Annotated in this window: 16 protein-coding genes; 7 read left to right on the top strand and 9 right to left on the bottom strand. The window is 38.7% G+C overall.

Annotation, left to right across the window (positions count from 1 at the left end; translation table 11 throughout):
- Window positions 1-664: 664 nt before the first annotated feature.
- The 6 genes from tsaD to secA form a co-directional block, all read right to left on the bottom strand.
- Complete coding sequence (gene tsaD, locus BN30_RS05035) at window positions 665-1,678, bottom strand: tRNA (adenosine(37)-N6)-threonylcarbamoyltransferase complex transferase subunit TsaD (protein ID WP_207636143.1); 1,014 nt, start codon at window positions 1,676-1,678, stop codon at window positions 665-667.
- Window positions 1,663-2,079: a ribosomal protein S18-alanine N-acetyltransferase gene (gene rimI, locus BN30_RS05030; RefSeq protein WP_019214422.1), complete on the bottom strand. Its 417-nt coding sequence runs from the start codon at window positions 2,077-2,079 to the stop codon at window positions 1,663-1,665. Before rimI ends, tsaD begins: the two co-directional genes overlap by 16 nt.
- A complete protein-coding gene (gene tsaB / locus BN30_RS05025; protein ID WP_019214421.1) occupies window positions 2,076-2,747 on the bottom strand; it encodes a tRNA (adenosine(37)-N6)-threonylcarbamoyltransferase complex dimerization subunit type 1 TsaB in 672 nt (223 codons plus the stop codon). Before tsaB ends, rimI begins: the two co-directional genes overlap by 4 nt.
- A gap of 7 nt (window positions 2,748-2,754) precedes the next feature.
- Entirely contained in the window at window positions 2,755-3,171 is a 417-nt protein-coding gene (gene tsaE, locus BN30_RS09105; RefSeq protein WP_019214420.1) for a tRNA (adenosine(37)-N6)-threonylcarbamoyltransferase complex ATPase subunit type 1 TsaE, read from the bottom strand.
- A 1-nt stretch (window position 3,172) separates the two neighbouring features.
- Window positions 3,173-4,280 (bottom strand): peptide chain release factor 2 gene (gene prfB / locus BN30_RS05015; protein ID WP_207636142.1). Its coding sequence is split into 2 segments (ribosomal slippage): window positions 3,173-4,204 and window positions 4,206-4,280, totalling 1,107 coding nucleotides; the frame shifts between segments, so codons are not numbered across the junction.
- Entirely contained in the window at window positions 4,280-7,042 is a 2,763-nt protein-coding gene (gene secA, locus BN30_RS05010) for a preprotein translocase subunit SecA (RefSeq protein ID WP_019214418.1), read from the bottom strand. Before secA ends, prfB begins: the two co-directional genes overlap by 1 nt.
- Window positions 7,043-7,985: 943 nt before the next feature.
- Here secA and BN30_RS05005 point away from each other — a divergent pair.
- The 7 genes from BN30_RS05005 to BN30_RS04975 all read left to right on the top strand — a co-directional run bounded on the left by BN30_RS05005 (window position 7,986) and on the right by BN30_RS04975 (window position 14,438).
- The gene (locus tag BN30_RS05005; RefSeq protein WP_019214417.1) at window positions 7,986-8,921 is read left to right on the top strand and encodes a substrate-binding domain-containing protein; all 936 of its coding nucleotides are present in this window, start codon (window positions 7,986-7,988) and stop codon (window positions 8,919-8,921) included.
- A gap of 68 nt (window positions 8,922-8,989) precedes the next feature.
- Window positions 8,990-9,856, top strand: a complete 867-nt coding sequence (gene pstC, locus BN30_RS05000) for a phosphate ABC transporter permease subunit PstC (RefSeq protein WP_019214416.1) — start codon at window positions 8,990-8,992, stop codon at window positions 9,854-9,856.
- The gene (pstA, locus tag BN30_RS04995) at window positions 9,849-10,655 is read left to right on the top strand and encodes a phosphate ABC transporter permease PstA (protein WP_019214415.1); all 807 of its coding nucleotides are present in this window, start codon (window positions 9,849-9,851) and stop codon (window positions 10,653-10,655) included. The genes pstC and pstA overlap by 8 nt, the downstream gene beginning before the upstream one ends.
- Entirely contained in the window at window positions 10,655-11,407 is a 753-nt protein-coding gene (pstB, locus tag BN30_RS04990) for a phosphate ABC transporter ATP-binding protein PstB (RefSeq protein ID WP_019214414.1), read from the top strand. Before pstA ends, pstB begins: the two co-directional genes overlap by 1 nt.
- Before the next feature lie 15 nt (window positions 11,408-11,422).
- A complete protein-coding gene (gene phoU / locus BN30_RS04985; RefSeq protein ID WP_019214413.1) occupies window positions 11,423-12,079 on the top strand; it encodes a phosphate signaling complex protein PhoU in 657 nt (218 codons plus the stop codon).
- An 8-nt stretch (window positions 12,080-12,087) separates the two neighbouring features.
- Window positions 12,088-12,759 carry a response regulator transcription factor gene (locus BN30_RS04980; protein WP_019214412.1) on the top strand — a complete coding sequence of 224 codons (672 nt, stop codon included), beginning with the start codon at window positions 12,088-12,090 and terminating at the stop codon, window positions 12,757-12,759.
- On the top strand, window positions 12,756-14,438 hold the full coding sequence (locus BN30_RS04975) for a sensor histidine kinase (protein WP_019214411.1): 1,683 nt from the start codon (window positions 12,756-12,758) through the stop codon (window positions 14,436-14,438). Before BN30_RS04980 ends, BN30_RS04975 begins: the two co-directional genes overlap by 4 nt.
- Before the next feature lie 1,133 nt (window positions 14,439-15,571).
- On the opposite strand, the gene BN30_RS04970 is transcribed toward BN30_RS04975, so the two are convergent.
- The 3 genes from BN30_RS04970 to BN30_RS09100 are packed head-to-tail and all read right to left on the bottom strand — an operon-like array spanning window position 15,572 to window position 21,439.
- Window positions 15,572-16,588, bottom strand: coding sequence for a CAMP factor family pore-forming toxin (locus BN30_RS04970; RefSeq protein WP_019214410.1), 1,017 nt, complete (start codon window positions 16,586-16,588; stop codon window positions 15,572-15,574).
- Between the two features lie 24 nt (window positions 16,589-16,612).
- Complete coding sequence (locus BN30_RS04965; protein WP_019214409.1) at window positions 16,613-18,310, bottom strand: CAMP factor family pore-forming toxin; 1,698 nt, start codon at window positions 18,308-18,310, stop codon at window positions 16,613-16,615.
- Between the two features lie 54 nt (window positions 18,311-18,364).
- Window positions 18,365-21,439, bottom strand: a complete 3,075-nt coding sequence (locus BN30_RS09100; protein WP_019214408.1) for a C1 family peptidase — start codon at window positions 21,437-21,439, stop codon at window positions 18,365-18,367.
- Window positions 21,440-21,773 lie beyond the last annotated feature (334 nt).

Here is a 21,773-nt window from a genome sequence, read left to right as displayed (position 1 = left end):
TCATCGCTCTGCGAAAATTTTTTGATTACACCTCATTCGGGCGTTCGCTGTACTTCGCCTTATTCATCGTAGCGTAAAGGTTCTAGTACATTTCAATGTACTAGGTTCTTCTTCTGCTGAAAGAATTTATTTATTTTGATGTGGATCGATTAAATTTTAGCTTTTTTGATTACACTCCGCTTGCTTCAAAGCTCCATTTCGCGCAATCATCTAGATGCGAAGCAGTAAGGTTCTCGTCCATTTATGGACGGGGTTCTTCTTTTCCTAAGAAATTATAATTATTATGGTGCTATCTTTTTAAAATTTTAGTTTTTTTCGCATTTAATTTTTGAAAAATATTTTTGATTAAACTTCACTTGAGCAAAAAAATCAAATACTAACACAAAAAAAGAGAGCATAGTGCCCTCTTTTATTGAGTATAATTGTTTAATTTATTTGCTTTTAGATTTTTTTGTTTACTCACATTTTCTCCAAACAATTTTGTAGGAAAATTTTAATAAACAGTTTTATCGGTCAATTTTGCAGAGCAAACGAGATAATTTTGCAGAGCGATTTGATGAGATTGGCGTTGTACAGAATTTTTTGGAGTGAGGTGTGCTAGAGCACTCCGCAGCGACAAAATAATTCGAAACTAGCCAAGATCGCAAATCGAATGCAAAAGTATTTATAAACCAAGATTTGGATCTACTTCAAATCCCAAATCTCTAAACTCCCCACCATTAACATATTCTAAATACCCTTGCGCAGCTATCATCGCGGCATTATCTGTGGTATAAACTGGCTTTGGGTAATATAATTTAAAGCCATGTGCCTTCTCTTCCTTAGCTAGTGCCTCGCGTAGGGCCTTGTTGTTCGATACGCCGCCTGCTAATACTATCTTGTCATAGCCGAGCTCATCTTTTAAATCGACTGCCTTTTTCGCGAGTACATCGACTGCGGCTTTTTGGAAGGAGGCTGCAACGTCGGCCTTATTCACTTCTTGACCTCTTTGCTCCTCATTGTGCAAATAGTTTAGCACGGCTGTTTTTAGTCCCGAAAAACTAAAATTATAGTCGCCGGACTTCATCATAACTCGTGGAAGCTCGATAGCATCTGAATTTCCTTCCTTTGCCAGTTTTTCTATCTCTGGTCCACCCGGATAAGGTAGTCCCAAGGCTCTGGCAACTTTGTCAAATGATTCGCCTGCTGCGTCATCAAGTGTCCTGCCGACTAAGTCATAATCGTAGTAATCCTTCATATTGACAAGGTAGGTGTGGCCGCCTGAAACGACTAGCGAAACGAATGGTGGCTTTAGGCCCTCTGTCGTTATGTAATTTGCTGCGATGTGTCCCTTCATGTGATTAACTGGAACTATCGGCACGTCCAAGGACATTGCTAAGGCTTTTGCAAATGATACGCCAACAAGCAGGGCTCCGATCAGTCCCGGTCCCCTCGTTACAGAGATAAATTCGATTTCGCTTAAATCCGTTTTTGCCTCGTTAAGTGCCTCTTCCAAAACAGCTGAAATCGCTTCGATGTGCATTCTTGACGCAATTTCAGGCACTACGCCCCCGAATTCTCTGTGCGTTGATATTTGCGTTGCTATGACATTTGACAAAACTTCTAAGTCGTCTAATATGGCGATCGATGTCTCATCGCATGAACTTTCTATCGCTAAATGTTTCACTTTCTCCTCCACATAAGCACTGCATCTTCACCATGATAATAGTTTTTGCGAGTGCCTTCTCTTAAAAAATCATATTTTTCGTATAAATTTATCGCTTTAAAATTGCTTTGACGAACTTCTAAGGCAATGGCTTTGCCTTCGGCTTCTTCAATCGCATGGGCCAATAGTTTTGCGCCTATGCCTTGACCCCTCAACTCTTGCGAAACAGCTATGTGCATCAGGTCTGCCTCGTCATACAAAATCTTGATGTCAACAAAGCCTTGCACCTGTCCCTCTTCGCCTAGGTATACAAAGGCCTTGGAGCTTTCACTTTTTAGCTCGCTTTCCACGACTCCGACTGTCCAAGGGTCATCGGTCTTTGATAAAATCTCATAAATTGCATTTAAGTCGCTAAGCTTGGCCCTTCTAATCACTTTTTATCTTCCTCGGCTTGCGACGACTTCATGTAAATTGGTATCGCGCCATATCTATCTTCGGCTCTCATCTCATCGATGTGGTCTATAACATAGTCAAGTACTTCTTTTGCGATGGGTTCGTTCTCTCTATAAACGCCTGCTACAACATTGTCCCCAAACTTTTCCTTATATTTTCCATAGAAATCGCCCGGCATAATGATAGTGCCACGAAGTCCATTCACAAGGCTAATAAGCTCATCCAAAGTGTATATGCGCTCCTCATTCACTAGCTCAAATTGATTTTCGTAGCTATAAATCGCCGCAAAGGCTCTATCGCGTCTCGCGTCAATCGCTGGGACGATGTATTTAAGACCCTTGTATCGATAGCTCATAGCCTTAAGCGAAGACACAGTATAAATCGGCTTATCGTCCTTAAAGCTAAACGCCTTAATCATGGCGGCGGCTATCCTAAGTCCTGTGAATGAGCCGGGTCCCTTCGAAACGGCAAAGGCATCGATCTCGTCCACTTTTAGACCAAAGATGTCTAAAATCTCCTTTGCCATCAGGGCAAGCTTTTCCGAGGCGCTTCTGTCGTATGAAACGTTGAACTCGCCTCTCACAACGCCGTCAACTGCAAGCGCCGCGCTTATATATCTACTTGAACTGTCTAAACTTAAAATCTTCATATAACCTCTAAAAATCAAAATTTGTTTCTAAAATTCGGCTCTCGCCGTCCTTAATTAGGCTTATCTTTTTTGCGTCTTTGAACTCGCTTTCAATCGCTTCAGGCCACTCAATCAGGCTCACTGCACCAGCATCGTATAGGTAGTCATCAAGTCCTAGCGTATCTAGATCCATGGACTTTGTTAGTCTATATAGATCAAAATGATAAATCGCCATCTCCGGCGCCTTATACACGTTCATTATGGCGAAGGTCGGGCTTGTTACGTAAGCATCTGAACCAAGCGCCTTGACTATGGTCTTGGTGATGGTCGTTTTGCCGGCACCCATTTCCCCTTTTAAAAGAATTATATCGCCAATATTTATTTTCTTAGCTATACGCTCAGCGGCGCACCTTGTATCATCCAGTGTTTTCAGTACTTCTCTCATACTATACATCACTCCTCACGTGGTCAAGGTAAGCGTAGATAAACTTGTCGATATCGCCGTCAATGACTTTTTGCACATCAAAGTTCTCTACATCTGTCCTATGGTCCTTGACAAGCATGTACGGATTGAAGATATAGGAGCGTATCTGCGAGCCCCACGCAATTTGTGAGTAGTCGCCAGTAAGCTCATCTATGGTCTTTTTGCGTTCCTCTTCCTTGAGCTGAACAAGTTTACCATACAAAATACGAAGTGCAACCTCTTTATTTTGCTTTTGGCTCCTTTCGTTTTGGCAAGTTGCGACCACGCCAGTCGGTATATGCGTGATACGAACCGCTGAATCAGTTGTGTTTACGGATTGACCTCCAGCGCCTTGTGAGCGGTAGTAGTCTATCTTTAAATCCTCTTCTTTTATATCTATCACAATATTTTCATCTATGTCAGGAAAGACGTCGACTGAGGCAAAACTTGTGTGCCTCTTCTTTTGCGAGTCAAATGGCGATATCCTAACAAGTCTGTGTACCCCGCGCTCTGCCTTTAAAAAGCCATAGGCGTAGGCACCTAAGACCTTGAAATAAACGCTTCTTATGCCGCCTTCGGTGTCAGCTAGGTAATCGATGACCTCTAGTTTATACTCATGATCGGCTGCCCATCTCGTATACATGCGGTAGAGCATCTCCGCCCAGTCTTGAGCGTCGGTGCCGCCAGTACCAGCGTGTATCGATACGACCGCGCCATTCTTATCATATTCGCCATCAAGTAGCGTCCTGACCTTAAGTTCTTCGAGCGCATTGTCAATGGTTTCAGCCAAATCATGTAGAGCCTTGTAATTATCGGGTCTTTCTTCTTCGTATAGCTCTATATAGACACTCATATCCTCAAGATTCGAGCCTATCTCCTCATAAGTTCCTAGAGGTGTATTAATGTCTTTAAGCTCGTCTATAACTCTATCTGCGGCATCTTTATCGTCCCAAAATTGTGGCTCAGCCATCTTCCTCTCAAGCTTATCCTTAGTCTCTTTTAGACTATGAACGTCAAAGATAGTCTCCTAACTTTATATATCTTTCATTAAAATCCGCGTAATCTTCTTTATACTCTTGTAAAGTCTTCATTACTCGTCCTTTCCGCAGCAGTTCTTGTATTTCTTGCCGCTTCCGCATGGGCAAGGATCGTTCCTGCCTATCTTTTTAGTTTTTCTAACGAATGGCTTCTTCTTTTCGCCAGCATTATCGCCTTCAAAACCTTCCTTTATATTCTTATTTTGTTCTTTTCTCTTAACCTTGCTTGGATCTTCAACGTGGAATAAAATTCTTAAAGTATCTTCCTTGATTGCTTCGTTCATCGCCTCGAACATGTCAAAGCCTTCAATTGCGTAGGCTCTAGCAGGGTCCTCTTGCGCCATAGACCTAAGTCCAATACCTTGTTTCAACTGATCCATCGCATCGATGTGATCCATCCACTTGTCGTCAACAACTTGTAGAAGCACGATTCTTTCTACTTCTCTGAACTTTTCAGGAGTAAATTCCCTTTCCTTCGCCTCATATTTTTTAAGTGCGTGCTCTGTAAGCATGTCTATAAGCTCGTCTTTGTGAACGTCATTTATGTTTAGGCCACTAATATCTTCCATGTCTATATCGAAAATAGCTTTAAGGTGCATAAATAAGCTCTTGAAGTCCCAGTCGCCACAGTCTTCTTTTTCGAAACACATTGTGTTAACAAAACTAGCTATGACATCCTTAATCATGGCAACGATATTGTCCCTAAAATCAGCGCCATCAAGAAGTTTCTTTCTTTCAGTATAGATAACTTCTCTTTGCTTGTTCATTACGTCGTCGTATTTTAGTACGTGCTTTCTGATTCCATAGTTATTTCCTTCGACCTTTCTTTGAGCTGACTCGATTAGCTTTGTCAATAGCGGTGATTTGATCGAATCGCCCTCAGGCATATTCATCATGTCGATGGCGTTTTTAAATCTGTCTCCGCCAAATAGACGCATCAAATCGTCCTCAGCCGATATATAGAATGTCGATGAACCGGGGTCACCTTGTCTACCAGCACGACCACGAAGTTGGTTATCGATACGTCTTGACTCGTGTCTTTCAGTACCGATGATGTGTAAGCCGCCTGCTGCAATAACCTTAGCCTTTTCCTCTTGAAGTTCATCCTTATATTGTTCAACAAATTCTTCGTATTCTTTTCTGTTCTTTAAAACTTCAGTATCTTTTGTATCCTCGTGAGAGTCAACTTGAGCCATCTCTTCTTCAGATAGACCCTTTCTTCTCATCGCTTGCTTCGCCATAAACTCAGGGTTACCACCTAAGATGATGTCGGTACCACGGCCTGCCATGTTAGTTGCGATAGTAACTTGGCCCAAACGGCCAGCTTGAGCAACTATCTCCGCTTCTTTGTCGTGGAACTTCGCGTTTAAGACCTCATGCTTGATGCCAGTCTTTTTTAATAGCTTAGATAATTCTTCAGACTTTTCTATGGATATGGTTCCGACTAGAACTGGTTGTCCAGTAGCGTGTCTAGCCTTGATATCATCAATAACTGCGCCAAATTTTTCGCCCTCAGTCTTATATATCTCGTCAGGATTGTCCACTCTGATAACTGGCTTGTTAGTCGGTATCTCAATAACGTCCATGTGGTAGATGTCTTGAAATTCCTCTTCTTCAGTCTTTGCAGTACCAGTCATACCTGAAAGTTTTTTGTACATTCTAAAATAGTTTTGGAAAGTTATAGTCGCCAAAGTCTTGGACTCACTTCTAACCTCAAGGCCTTCCTTAGCCTCAATAGCTTGATGAAGACCATCTGAGTAGCGTCTACCAAACATTAAACGGCCAGTAAACTCGTCAACGATGATGATCTCGCCATCTTTCACAACGTAGTCCTTGTCCTTCTTCATAAGACTTCTAGCCTTCATCGCCTGATTGATATGATGAATGATCTCCATATTATCAATATCAGAAAGATTTTCCACCTTAAAGAATTCTTCCGCCTTCTTAGTACCAAGCTCTGTTAATAGCACAGTTCTTTCCTTTTCGTTTACAATGTAGTCCTTAGTCTCTTCCTCTTCTTCCTCTTGCTTAACAAATCTATCAAGCGGGTCAATCTTTTCATCAGGGTCTTGCACCCTAACCGATAGCCTCGAGACAAAAGTTTTGGCAAGCTCGTAAAGGTCAGTCGACTTATCGCCTTGACCAGAAATTATAAGTGGTGTTCTCGCCTCATCTATTAAGATGGAGTCAACTTCGTCGACAATCGCGTAATTTAGCTCTCTTTGCACCATATTTTCCTTGTAGATAACCATGTTGTCCTTTAGGTAGTCAAAGCCAAATTCGTTGTTAGTACCATAAGTTATGTCAGATGCGTAAGCCACTTTTCTCTCATCCTTAGGCATATCGTGAATAATGCAGCCAACAGATAGACCAAGGTATTCAAAAACCTTGCCCATCCAGTCCCTGTCACGCTTTGCAAGGTAGTCGTTTACAGTAACTATGTGTACGCCCTTGCCCTCAAGCGCATTAAGGTAGGCCGGCATAGTCTCAACCAAAGTTTTACCTTCACCAGTTTTCATCTCAGCGATGCGGCCTTGATGCAAAATGATGCCGCCTTCGACTTGCACCCTGTATGGCGTCATGCCTAGAACCCTCTTAGAAGCTTCCCTAACAGTTGCAAATGCCTCCGGTAAAATGTCATCAAGCGTTTCGCCGCCCTTAAGTCTTTCCTTTAATTTATTAGTATTGTCCTTTAATTCTTCGTCAGATAGCTTAGAGTAAGAATCCTCCAAAGCCATAACTTCATCAACTTGTGATCTGTTCTTTTTAATAGCCCTATCAGATGTAGAGCCAAATATTTTTGAGAATAATCCCATATTTTCACCCTCTTTAAATTACTTCACCCTTTATTATACTCTATTTTAGAAGAAAATACAAGAAATTTAATAACGATAATGGCTATGGCAATTTTATTTTTTATGTGGACAAGTGATATATAGTTTTTAATACTTCTCTTTCCTTAGATTTAAAATACGTGAGTATTTTTGATCGCAAGAAGACTTTTGTAAAAATGTCTTCTTATTATATATAGGCCTTTGATTTTTGAAAATGGTTTTGATCTTAACATACATCGAAAATTGTTTTCCTTCGCTTGCTACGTCTACGAAAACTGATAATTTCTAAGCTTACTCACCTGTGGTCTCATATTCGTTTCACTAGATGAGCCCACGGGCGGTTCGTTGCGCTAAGAAATTAAGGCAGTTTTCTCCGAAGGCTGCGCTCGTGAAAATCAATTTTCTAATTAAATAGTTGCTGTACTTATTTTTTCTGAGCTGTCTATATAATTTTTATAAGAACTACAAATAATCTTAGCTCTAAATCAGAACGGAAAGTGTTTTGTGAAATGACGCATCTGAATCGTTACTACATAATTTTGCAGAGCGATGAAGAACCTCGCCCATAAATGGCCGAGAACCTTTGCGCTATGCTGAGATTGGCGTTGTACAGAATTTTTTGGAGTGGCCGTAAGTTTAATCAAATCGACGTTCGCTATGCTCCGTCTCTTTGTAAACTCTGGCATAAGGCATGCATAGCCAATCGAACATCGCTAACACTCGTTCTCTTGGTGCATGGACTTAACGTGTGCTAAACGCACTCCGCGCAGGCAAAATAATTCGAAACTAGCCAAGATCGCAAACCGAATGTAAAATTCGCAAAATTTTACATATTTTACACAATCTTTACACTTCATACATACTTCCTTTACATAATAACCCTATAATCAATTTGTAAAAATCATTTAAAGGAGTGTTATTTAAAATGACAAAAAAATTAATTTCATTAATGCTAGTACTTGTATTAGCTCTATCACTAGTAGCTTGCTCTAAGGGCGAGGACAAACCAGAGGAAACAGCTACTGAAACAAAAACAGAAGAAAAGACTGAAGAAAAAACTGAAGAAAAAGCACCTGAAGCTTCAAACGAACCTATCACTGTAATATCAAGAGAAGACGGTTCTGGTACTAGAGGTGCTTTCATTGAAATCACTGGCATAGAAGAAAAAGACGGCGACCAAAAGGTTGACAAAACAACTATTGACGCTGTTGTTCAAAAATCTACTAACGCTGTGCTAATGACTGTTAACGGCGACAAAAATGCCATCGGCTACATCTCTTTAGGCTCTTTAAACGATAGCGTTAAGGCTGTCAAGGTTGAAGGCGTTGAAGCAAGCGCTGAAAACGTTCTAAACGCTTCATACAAGATTGCAAGACCATTCAACATTGTTTATAAAGGAGAGCTAAACGGACTTAAGAAAGACTTCATCGACTTTATGATGTCTAAGGAAGGTCAAGAAATGGTTCTTGAAAACAAATACGTTCAAGTTGACACTGCAGCACCTGAATACAAACAAAACTCTGAGTCTGGTAAGCTTGTTCTTGGCGGCTCAACTTCTGTTACTCCACTTATGGAAAAGTTTGCTGAAAAATACATGGAAATGTATCCAGACGTTAAGATTGAAATACAAGCAACTGGCTCATCTGCTGGTATACAAGCAGCTATACAAGGCGCAGCTGACCTAGGTATGGCTTCAAGAGACCTATCTGACGAGGAAAAAGCAGAATTAACAAATGTAGTTATCGCTAAAGACGGTATCGCTGTTATAGTTCATAATGACAACGCAGTTGAAGACTTGACACTTGATCAAATCAAAGCCATCTTCGTAGGAGATATCAAAACTTGGGGCGACATTAAATAATTAAAATAAATTAGTACTACACGTGGAGGGCCGAATTTGAGCCCTCCATAATTATATAAGGAGTAATTATGAATAAAAACTTTAAAGAGACTTTCATGAAGTATTTCTTCTTTATCATCTCTCTTATCTCAGTCTTTGCTCTTTTTTTGATATGCTACTTCATTTTTTCAAGAGGCATACCTTTTGTAAAAGAGTACGGACTTAAAGCATTTTTATTTGGCAAAACTTGGGCGCCTAGAAATGTTCCTGCCTCTTATGGCATAGTGTCCATGGTCGTGGGATCTGTTTATACAACACTTGGCGCGATAATCATCGGTCTTCCTATAGGCCTATTAACAGCCATATATATGGCATTTTATGCCAATAAAAAAGTTTACAAAATACTTGAACCCGCTGTTCAGCTTATGGCAGGCATCCCTTCAATTGTATATGGTTTCTTTGCTCTAGTAGTTATGGTGCCACTTATAAGAAGCGCATTTGGCGGCGACGGCATGAATATAATAACGGCTTCCCTACTTTTAGGAATAATGATACTTCCAACGATAATATCGATTTGCGATTCATCATTAAGAGCCGTCCCCAAAGCCTTCTATCAAGGTTCGGTAGCATTAGGCGCAAGCAAGGAAATCAGTATATTTAGAGTTGTGGTGCCCGCTGCAAAGAGCGGCATCATCTCATCTTTCATCTTAGGTATAGGTAGAGCCATCGGCGAGACTATGGCAGTTTACTTAGTTGCAGGCAATCAGCCAAGAATACCAACTCAGCTTACACAAGGCGTTAGAACCTTAACAACAAACATCGTTATAGAGATGGCATACGCTACACCAAAGCATTTGCAAGCGCTTATCGCAACAGCCATGGTTCTATTTATATTTATTTTGATAATTAACACTATTTTCTACTTTATAAAAGGAAGTGAGAAGAATTATGAGTAAATTTTTAAAAATTCTGATTAAAACAGCTGCCTACTTTACTTTGGCAACGCTTATCTTCATAATCCTCTACATTTCTATTAATGGCATACCAAACTTAAGGCCATCACTTTTTGCATTTAAGTACACAACAGAAAATGTATCAATGCTGCCAAGCCTCATCACTACGCTAATTGTAGTCATCCTAACTCTTTTAGCAGCCGTGCCCATAGGCGTCGCTAGCGCTATCTACCTAAGTGAATACGCAAATAAAAGCTCTAGAGTCGTTAGACTAATTAGGCTTGGAACAGAGTCACTAGCTGGTATTCCATCTATAATCTACGGTCTATTTGGCCTGATCCTTTTCGTTTATCAAATGCAAATGCAGTACAGTGTGGCTGCTTGCGTTTTAACCGCCATCATTATGGTTTTGCCAATTATAATCAGAACATCTGAAGAGGCACTTCTTAGTGTGCCTGACTCATTTAGAAAGGCATCTTATGGTTTAGGCGCAGGAAAACTTTCTACTATATTTAAAGTAGTTTTGCCTCCAGCCATGAACGGAATTTTGGCTGGGATAATACTTGCTATAGGAAGGATAGTCGGCGAAACAGCCGCATTTATCTACACTCTAGGCAACACTACTGGCCTACCGACTGGCTTAAATCAATCAGGCAGGACACTTGCCTTGCACATGTATTCTTTGAGCGAAGAAGGTTTTCACGTTGAAGAAAGTTTTGCGACTGCCTTTATATTACTGATAGTGGTCGTAATTATCAATATGCTATCAACAAAATTATCAAGAAAGGTTATGAGTAAATAATGAATAAAATTGAAGTTAAAAACGTTGACCTCTTTTATGGTGATTTTCAGGCGCTAAAGAATGTGTCTATGGATATGCCTGAGAACAAAATCACGGCTTTCATTGGCCCATCTGGCTGTGGTAAGTCAACGCTATTAAAGAGCTTAAATAGAATGAATGATCTTGTCGATGGTGTAAAAATCACTGGCGAAATCACTTTGGATGGCGAAGACATCTACGCTCCAAAGGTTGATGTGAACGAGCTTCGCAAGAGGATCGGCATGGTTTTTCAGCAGCCAAACCCTTTCAGCATGTCTATCTATGATAACATTGCTTATGGTCCTCGCGTTCACGGTATAAAAAAGAAAAAAGACCTTGACATCATAGTAGAAAGGTCTTTGAGGGGCGCTGCTCTTTGGGACGAAGTAAAAGATAAATTAAAGAGAAATGCTTTGCAAATATCTGGTGGACAGCAACAAAGGCTATGCATTGCAAGGGCGCTAGCTGTTGAGCCAGAAGTTCTTTTGATGGACGAACCAACATCGGCCCTTGACCCAATATCTACATCTAAGATCGAAGAATTATGCGACTCACTTAAAAAGAGCTACACCATAGTCATAGTGACTCACAATATGCAGCAAGCTGCTCGTATATCGGACTTTTGCTCATTCTTCTTTGAAGGAGAAATAATTGAATCGGATCAAACGAGCACCATTTTCCAAAATCCAAAAAATAAAAAAACTGAAGACTACATTACTGGTCGTTTCGGTTAAAAAAGGGGTATAATTATGGTAAGAACAAGATACATTAACGAGTTAGAAAATTTAAAAAACGAAATCATTTTATATAGTGCTACAGTTGAAAAAATGCTGATGGATATGAAGGTAATTATTGAAGAGGCGCCAGATAGCTCTGATTTAGCGGATAAGCTAAGTGTGCTTGAAGCAAAAGATGAAGAAATATGCGGCTTTAGTAGAAGTATCGAAACGCTTTGCCTTAAGATTATGTCGACACAGCAACCAGTTGCGAAGGATTTGAGATTTGTCTCGTCAACTTTGAATATCATTAGAAATATTGAAAAGATTGGTGGACACGTGATTGAAATTGCTGGCCTTTTGAAATTCACAAATGCACTCGAAAACTTTACTGAAGAGATTTTGGATATGTGCCTATCGACTAAGAAGATGCTAAAGAGCGCGATTGATGCCTTTATCACTGGCGATTTGGAAGAGAGCTACAAAGTCATCGCATCTGACGACAAGATTGACGATTTATTCAGCCATATTATGAATGAAGTCGCCACTAAAATTGGCGAGAAAAAAGAGGACGCTCTAAGGCTCATAGACATAATTCAAATTGCGAAATACTTCGAAAGAATTGGCGACAACGCAGAGGCTATCGCGGACTGGAGCGTATTTTCAATCACAGCAAAGCACTATGAGTAGGAGGAACTATGATTTATATAGTTGAAGACGACAGAAGCATTAGAGAATTAGTTCTATATGCTCTGCACAATGAAAATTACAAGGCTGAAGGCTTCGAAAATGCCGATGAATTTTTCTCTAGAGTAAAAAAAGAGATGCCAACACTAGTTATGCTCGACATCATGCTGCCTGGTATGAGCGGCCTTGAAATACTTGATAGAATGAAAAAAGATGCTGCGCTAAAGAATATACCCGTGATAATGCTAACTGCAAAAACAACTGAGTTTGACAAGATTACTGGGCTTGATAGAGGCGCCGATGACTACATCACAAAGCCATTTAGCGTCTTGGAGCTCTTAGCAAGAGTAAGAGCCCTACTTAGACGTAGCAAAGTGAGTGAAGGCGAGATCCTTGAGTACGCAGGCATAACGCTTGACTACGAAAAAAGAGTCGCAAAAGTCGATGGCCGCGACATTTCTCTAACATATAAAGAATTCGAGCTACTCTACTTTTTATTATCAAACCCAAACATCGTTTTGACTAGAGATAGACTTATAGAAAAGATTTGGGGCTACGATTTTGAAGGAGAAACAAGAACCGTTGACGTTCACATCGCCTCAATCAGATCGAAGATTGAGCCATATCAAGGCATAATCAAGACTATCAGAAGCCTTGGCTACAAAGTTGGTGATGCTAAATGAAGAAAAAATTAAATATCACCTACGCCATCTGCTTTTTTCTAGCGATATTAATAAGCGTTTCGCTCACAGTTTTTTTAATCTACAAAAATACTAGCGCAAACGAGCTAAGAGATTTGCAAGATGAATTGAAATTTGCCTCGAGCATGGATTTGGACGCACTTGAAAATATTGGCACATTTAAAAACAATATCCGTGTGACAGTAGTGGACCCTGATGGAAGTGTCATCTATGACAATTTTACAGATCCTAAAAATATGGAGAACCATGCGAGTAGAAAAGAGATTAAAGAGGCACTAAATGGCAATCTTGGTAAAGATGTTAGACTATCAAATACGCTTGGTAAGGACACTTACTACTACGCACAGCTTATGCAAGATGGAAATGTAGTAAGAATTTCAAAGCAAACAGAGTCAATACTTGGTCAGTTTATGAAGACAGTGCCACTAATACTACTTATGTCAATACTATTGATACTAGTATTATTATTCCTAAATAGAAAACTTGTCGATAAACTCCTAAAACCCATCGATTACGCTTCAGAGCACCTTCATAGAGATGATTTTAGTACCCAAAAGCTCGATGTTTACGACGAACTAAGTCCATTCATAAGGACTATAGAGAGAAAAAATAAAGATATTAAAGAATATATCGAAAGGCTTGAAAATAAGGAAGCAACAGTAAGTGAGATACTTCGTAACATGAATGAAGGATTGGTTTTGATTGATCCAGAGCTAAAAGTTCTTCAGTTAAACGAAGCGGCAAAAAAACTCTTCAAAGCAAGCATGCAAGCCAATTACATGGATATGGACATAGTGAGATTAACAAGAAGCCAAGAAGTTTCGGATAAATTGAAAGAACTAGTCAAAACACATAAAGCCTCGAGCTTCGAGCTTATGGCAGACGAAGACAGCCTAAAAATTTATCTTTCGCCAATTGAGAGCGGCAGCACACTTACAGGCATCATCATGCTTGTCTTGGATGTGAACGACGAGAAAAAGGCCGAAAAGCTTAGACGCGAATTTTCTGCGAACGTTTCGCACGAGCTAAAGAGCCCACTAACATCGATATCTGGCTACGCCGAGCTAATTAAGAATGGCATGGTGAAGGACGAAGACATCAAAAAATTCTCCGGCATCATCTTTGACGAAGCAGGACAAATGCTCAGACTTATTGAAAATATCATATTGATATCAAAGCTTGACGAAAAACCAGAGCTAAAATGTGAAGAAGAAGTCTCAATTAAAGAGACCATAGATGAAATTTTAGAGCTATATAAAGGAAAAATAGATGCGAAAAATTTATCAGTCGAGTGCCATATTGAAGAAGGACTTAAGAAAAACGTGCCACTTGGCATGCTTTCAGAGCTTTACAGGAACTTGATTTCAAACGCAATTAAGTATAATAAAGATGGCGGCAAAATAATTATCACAGTAGAAAAACGCGCTGACAATATTATAAGCAAAATTACAGACACAGGCATAGGCCTTGCGAAAGACGAGATTCCTCGTATATTTGAACGCTTCTACATGGTCGACAAAGGAAGAAATAGAAATACAAACTCAACAGGACTTGGACTAGCCATAGTTAAGCATATAGTTGAGGATATGGGCGGAACGATAGATGTGGAATCTGAGATAAATAAAGGAACAACATTTAAAGTTATCTTTAAATGTTGTTAAAAGGTGTTCGCATTCAAACGAGCCCTTGAGCTTGTTAATTTCATACACCAAGAGAACGAGCGAAGCGAAGTTCGATTGGCTATGTATGATTTATTCCAGAGATCACAAAGGTGTCGAGTGAAACGAAGACAGCTTTGATTGATCTTACGGATCCCTCCTCAGCAATGCTCACGTACTTAGTGTACGCTGCGCTTGCTTCGTCAGTCCACTTCGTCCAATCATCTCAAGTGTCTTGCACCAAGGTTCTCGGGACCCATTCAAAGCGAAGCTTTGTAAATGGGTGAGGTTCTTCTTTGCTCTGCGAAGTCCCATGGTCAAAGATAGTTTCAGAGTATATGGATAAAAATTTAGTGAATAAAAATATTTTTATTAAAATAAGAAATTTTATATTCAAGTGAGCCCAATCATCAAATCGCTCTGCGAAATCCCATGGTCAAAGATAGTTCCAGAGTATATGGATAAAAACTTAGTGAATAAAAATATTTTTATTAAAATAAATATTTCACGTTCTATTTTAAGTAGTTAATAAAAAATATTTTGAGATCAAAGTAAATCTTTGGTCTCTTTTTGTACTTAACAGCATTATTAGTGAGAAAAGCGATTTCCACGAGCGTAGCATTCAGAGAAAACTGTTTTTAGTGAGAAAAGATATGTTCCAAAAGCAGCGCATTTCTTGATCAATATAAATACAAAGCGTTTTAGTGAGAAAATTGATTTTCACGAGCGCAGCCTTCGGAGAAAACTGTTTAAATTTCTTAGCGCAACGAACCGCCCGTGGGCTCATCTAGCTGAGTGAAGCGAACGAATATGAGACCACAGGTGAGTAAGCTTAGAAATTATCAGTTTTCGTAGACGTAGCAAGCGAAGGAAAGCAATTTTCGATGTGCAATTGTCAATTTGCGCCTAAAGCTCGTTTTGGCACCATGCTAGATTTGCGAAGAAAACGAGATGATTGTGCGCAGTGGAGCTTTGAGACAAGCGGAGTGTACACGAAGTACTCGAGCATTGTCGAAAAGCGAACAAGCGCAAGGGCTCGTTTTGGCGCAAATTGAATGCAAAATTAAAGAGAGCCATATAAATTGATATATAGACTCTCTCATTTAATTGCTATTAACTATTAATAAAAACTATAATTAGTTTCTTGGACCCATGTCAAGAAGCATTCTGATTGTATCGATAAGTTCTTGAACTTGTCTTGAAGATGCTCTTCTTTGAAGGATTAGCTTGTTAGCTAAATCGATAGCGTCTCCTAATTCTTTTCTCTTATCTCCGTTTCTTCTTGCGCGTCTAGCTAAGTCTCTGTGTTCTCTTAAATCGCTTCTTTCTGTTGAAGTAATTCTGTGGTCGTTTTGTAATTGAGCTATTGCTTTACCTACTGCTGCATCTAGCATATCTGATGCTTCATAGATTTCTCTAACTAGAGCTTGTGGTCTAAGTCTGATTGAAGTAACTTCTTTTATAACTTTGTTTAAATCATCTAAAACGTATTGAGGAGCTTCTTTAAGGTCTGTTCTGTAAAGTGCTCTTGCTTTTACTAGTTTGTGATCAAGGTCGCTTCTAACATAAAGGTTAGCTGTATCGTTTGGTGTTAAATCTGGGTAACCTATAAGTTTTGCTTTTAGTGCTTCAAATTCAGCCATGTAAGCTTTCATATCGTCAACTGTATGGAATGGGCTTACTGCGATTACTAGACCTTGGAAAACATATTCAGCGATTTCTACGTGTGCTTGGTCAACTTTATATCTTAAAGCTGTTGTTGCAAATCTCATTGCTACACATAGTCTACCAACTAGCATTAATCTTTGAGGGATTGAGGATAGGTCGTAGATTTGTGCAAATCCCATACCAAATCCGCCAACTGCTTCTGGTGCATATGAGTTTTCAATGTTAGCTTCTAATTCGTCAGTTTTTGCGTTGAAGTTTTCAAGCATTTCTCTGTTTGTTTTGTTGTGTGGTGTGATGTCTTTTGCTTCGTCTCTTATAGCTTGAACTTGTCTTTTGTAAACTTCTAGATCGTTTACTTCGATATCAATGTCGTCTTCGCCAATGGCTGCTTCGTCGTCGTTAACTATCTTAGCTGATGCAACTGTAGTTAATACAGTGTTAAACATTAATAATAACGCTAAGAAGATTGTCATAAGTTTTTTCATTTTTTATCTCCTTTCATTTATAGACTATCTGTATGAGAAGTCTAATTCTTTTACTTGGTCTTTAATTGTTACTTTTGCGTGGAAATCTTTTAACCAAACATAAAATTCAAATCCGTTGAATTTTACTCTGCCTTTTCCTTGGCTCATATAAACTTTCTTTGTTAATGTTTTGCTGCCAGAAGTAACCTCTACTGTCATATAACCGTTATATGCTCTGCCGTTATTTAAAGCTTCTACTTCGATAGAGAAGATACCAGCTATTCTTTGAGTGTTTTCTACTCTAACAATTTCGATGTTATCTTCTAATTTTCTTTCTTTTACTTCTACATAAACTGAGCCTCTAACTCCATTTTCAGATGTAGCAAATACCTTTATTAGTCCTGGGTGTAGCGCTCTTACAAGTCCTGTAGTTTTGTCAACGTCTGCTATAGTATCGTTTTCTGAAGTGTATGATAATGATTTATTAACTGCTTCTACTGGATAAACTAGTGCTTGAGCTGATAAATCATAAGTGTCTCCTACTGTCATAGTGATTTTATCTGTAGCAAAATCAACGCTCTTTACTTCTGTCTTGTCATGTTGTATTGGTGGTTGATCGTCATGTCCTGGATTTGGTGTTGGATTTAAATCGTAGCCGTAATTTTGTCCTGTTGCTTGTAGTGGTGGGATTTGATCCATGTAACCGCCTTGTTCAACAACGTATAATGTAAATTTGCCTTGAACGTTGTTATCTTTAGCAGTAACGATGATTTCAGTTGATCCTGTCTTTTGTGGAATGATTTCTCCAGCGCTTACTCTTGCGATATATGGATTAGCTGAGTAAATGATGACGTCTTTATTCTTTACTTCGTTTGGGAATATAACTGGTCTGATTCTTGTCTTTTTATCTATAGTAATATATCCAGCTGGTCCTTCCATAAATTCAATTCTGTCTACTCTAACCTTTGGTCCAGTTATCTTTTCCATTTCAGCATGAACTTTTTCGACTTGTTGATCAAGTTCTCCACAAGTTACATCAATTCTCCACCACATTCTAGAAGCGTTGTCGATGGCTTCTTTAAGTGGTCTTGCTCTAAATTGTTTAGTCACGCTGTTTTGACTGTTATAAACTCTTCTTGCTTCTGATAACTCTCTGCTAAAAGCGGCTTTCTTGTAGATAGTTGCTATGTCTTCAGGTCTAAGATCTGGATATTGAAGTAATTCTTGTTGAAGTGCTTCAAATTTTTCCATGTACTCAACGATTTGTCCTTCGCTTGCAAATGGATTAACTACATATAATATACCTGTTAAGATATATTCTGCAATCTTAGTGTGAGCAGCTACTACTTTGTTTGAAAGTTCAGTAGTTGCAAATCTTATAGCGCGACCGATTCTAATAAGAAGTTGTATTCTTACTGGAATTGTTGTTAGATCATAAACTGATCCGTCTGCGATGCCTTGTACAGCACCTGACACTCTTTCTTCGCTTATTTCAAGCTCTCTGTTGATGTCTTTAGCAGCTTCATGATACTTATCTAGAAGTTCTTTTTCATCAGCATTCTTTGGCTCGATATCTTGAACGCTTTGAACGGCGTTTTTAATATCGACCTTTAAATCTGAAATTTCTAGTAAAACTTGATCCTTTTGGGATTCAGCTTTAACTACGCTGCCTAGAGGGCTAAATACTGTTACTAAGATTGCCAATACCAAGACAAATGATAGTACATTCTTGTAATTTTTCATAGGTAAACCTCCCCTTAATGTATTTATATAATTGGCTAAGCCACTTATATCATATTAATTATATGAATATTTAATGGATGTTTCTTCACCATAAATATTCAGTGTAGAAGTGAATTCTTTTCTCCAGTTAGCAAATTTGCCAGCTGTGTACTCTATTTGAGCTTTACCGTCTGTAAATTTAACAATGTCTGTAAGTTTACGGCCGTTTCCCTCTGTTGTTATAGTAGCGTATCCATCAAAAGGTTTTCCGTCTACCATGGCTTCGGCTGTAAGTGTGAATCTAGCTGATGTTCTTGTAGCTGAATTTCTAAAGTATAGTATCTTCACTACAGGATTAGTTCCATAAGCGGGTTTTGTTAAGTCATAAGAGAAGTGTAGTTCTTTTCTTTCGCTTCCTACTGTAAGTCTTGCTACGAAATCATCATGACCTGATCCAAAGGATCCAGCTGTGAACTCTCTTACAATGTAGCCTTCTTTAGCCCAAAGCTTTGATGTGATTGTCTTGCCATCAAGTGCTTCTACTTCTAATGTTGTATAGCCTGTGTATGGTTTGCCATTGGCTTCTATATAAGCATTTACTCTAAATATGCCTGAGTGGCGCTCTGTATTTTCAAGACTTATGATTCTTATATCTTCTAAATCTTCTGCGAGTATCTCACCATACTTGCCAAATCTTATAGTCTTTTCTTGGTTTCTTATCTTAAGTGTTGCTTCGAATTTACTTCTTGAAAGAGCAAAGTCTCCGCCAAGATACTTAGCTACTACTTTTCCTGCGTTAAAGTAAACTCTTCTTTCATTTACTCTGTCATCGCTTTTAACTATGATTGTAGCGGCTCCATTGTATGGCTTGCCATCAACTGTTGCCTCGCCATATAATCTGAAGATACCAGATCTTCTTTCTGAGTTAGTAAAACTTGTTATTTCAATAACTTGCTTATCATAGTCAGGTATGACTTTTGCTCTAAATGTAGTCTTTAGTCCGTTATCTGTCATAACAGTTATGTTTGAGTAACCAACGCCTCTAGCAACTAGTATACCGTCTGGTCTTGCTTCAACAACATTTGGATGATCCGAGTAATAAATGAAGTTTCTCTTAGCAGTTGCTGGGTAAGTACCAACAAGTGGCTCGATGTTAAATGTTTTTCCTTCTGTTATAACGTCTGATTGTCTATTCATAAATAATGATATAGCAACGTCTGGATCTAGTTCTGGTTTTATTGGGTCAGGCTTTTTGTCGTCAGGAATGCCAGGTTTTTCTGGTTCTGGTTCTGGTTCAGGAACATAATCGTTAACGCCTAAAACTTCAATCTTTTCTCTGCCTGGAATTCTTATGCCTGGATTAACTACTTGTACGTTAAATCTCTTCTCTAAAGTGCCGTCCTTAGTTTTTATAAAGACGTTAGTATTTCCAGGTGCTACTGGATAAAGTATGCCGCCGTCTTTAAATACAGCTACCTTTTTATCCATGCTTCCAAAAACTAGTTCAACATCATCAGCATTAGCTGGCTCTAAAGTGTATCTAAGTATACCTTTTTTATCAATCTCGATAACGCCTTGGCTGCCTTGATTAAAAGATATATCTCTTAATTTTACTTTTCCGTCTATGATTATATCGCTTCCTGAGTCATCAACCTCAGCTAAGTCCTTTTCAGGAACCTCATCACCAGTTGTTGTGATGGCCTTGATACAGAAGTTTGCATTAGCAACAGTTTCTGTTAAGTCCTTCCAACCGCTACCAGTTTTTGAGTAGAATGATTGACCAGGTGCAGCTGCAGCCTTAGATGTGTAACCACTAATTCTTGATTCGATGGCAAGTGGTGTGTTGTTTTTAGCTCTTTGTGAATTCATATAGACAACTACAGCAAATTGTTCGCCTTCATCAAGCTGTTGTGGTGTGATGTCTATATTGTAGTAACCTGGATAAAGTATATTTCCTTCAGCAACTTTTACTCTGTTATCTGATAGCTGAGATGTTTTATCGATGTGTCTTACTACATAAACCTCATAACTAGTTTGATTAGCAACGTTAAATACACCGACTTCGTGAAGAAGTTCTTTGTATTTAGCAGTATAGATGTTTGCCATGTAGCCTTCGCCCTTAAATCCAACAGATCTTGTTGCTCCTAGTGGATCATATTGATGAATGATACCTCTTAAGTCTTTTTTCTTTGGAATAAACACAGTTGGGCTCTTGCCTATAAAGCCATCGTAGTATGAAACATAGTAAAAACCAGCATCCATATACTTATTGCCCCAAGAGTTTTTACAAATCCAAGCGCCATTACCAGGTGCGTTTTGAGTAAATCCTGTTGCAGGGAAATTATCGTCCCAACCAACTATAGTTACAGCGTGGTTAGTAGATCCATGACCTGGGTTATACATAGAGTTTGTATTTTTATTTTCATAGTAAGATGTAGAGTTAACAGTAGTATAAACACCACCGTACTCACTTATCGCCCATTTAATGTTATCGATTTCGTTTATGTTTGTTACGTCTGGAAGATAGATAACTTTGTCGATATCTAAAACTCTTCTTAAGTCCTTTTTTGAAACAGTTATAACTGGATCATAAGGGTCATCTTCTTCAGATATAGGTCCCTTGCCACTTGCTAAGTAAGCAGCTGCCATATCACGGTTACCACCCTTTTCTGCAGACCAGTCAAAATCGTGCATATTTCTTAAGTGTTTTTCACTAAAATCGTATAGGCCCTTCTTTTGTCTTAATAATATAGATTCCATAGATCCATATGTAGCGAATGCCCAGCACGAACCATTTTGTCCTTGATCTTTAACTGGAGATACCATGCCTGTTTGTCTTAAGTCGAATTTAGCGGGATAAAACTTTGCTGCTCTCATAGATCTAGTTCTTAGCTGTGGAACTGTTGCCTTTGTGTCAACCTTTAATGGTGCAACGCTTAAGTCTTCTCCGCCAAAATCTTCATTGATCTCGCTTATTTGCAAAGAAGAATCTTCCGAGCTATCATCAGGCGTTAAAACTGTTTCTTCATAATTGTCATCAAATTCTAAGCCTTCAAAGTCTTGTGCCTTAGATATGTTTGGAAGATTACTAGTCAATATTAAACATAGAACTAAAAGAAAAACTAAGTTTCTAAACTTTTTACTCCCCATTGATATCCTCTCCTCTCTTTATATTTTTACAAGTGATTGTAAACAAATTTTATAGAAATTTTTTCAATTAGCTTAAGCTAATAGTCCAAACTTCCTAACTTATTATAATATATTTTGCATCGTTTTTTAAATAAATTGCAAAATTTTTTTCAATTTTGCCGAAAAATACTACAAAAGTATGAATTTTTAGGTTTTATTATTAAATTTTTCTATATAATACGAGTTTTTTTATAAATATTTTCTATAGATTTAATCATTGAAATCTTCTGTATTTTATGCTATAATCAATTATTATAAGCAGTATAATGTTGACGGTTTATCGCGGTACAATTGT

Source organism: Fenollaria massiliensis (genome assembly GCF_000312505.2).
GTDB classification, from domain to species: Bacteria; Bacillota; Clostridia; order Tissierellales; family Peptoniphilaceae; genus Fenollaria; species Fenollaria massiliensis.
The sequence above is the reverse complement of the archived record's forward strand: the minus strand, read 5'-3'. Positions and strand labels throughout refer to the sequence as shown.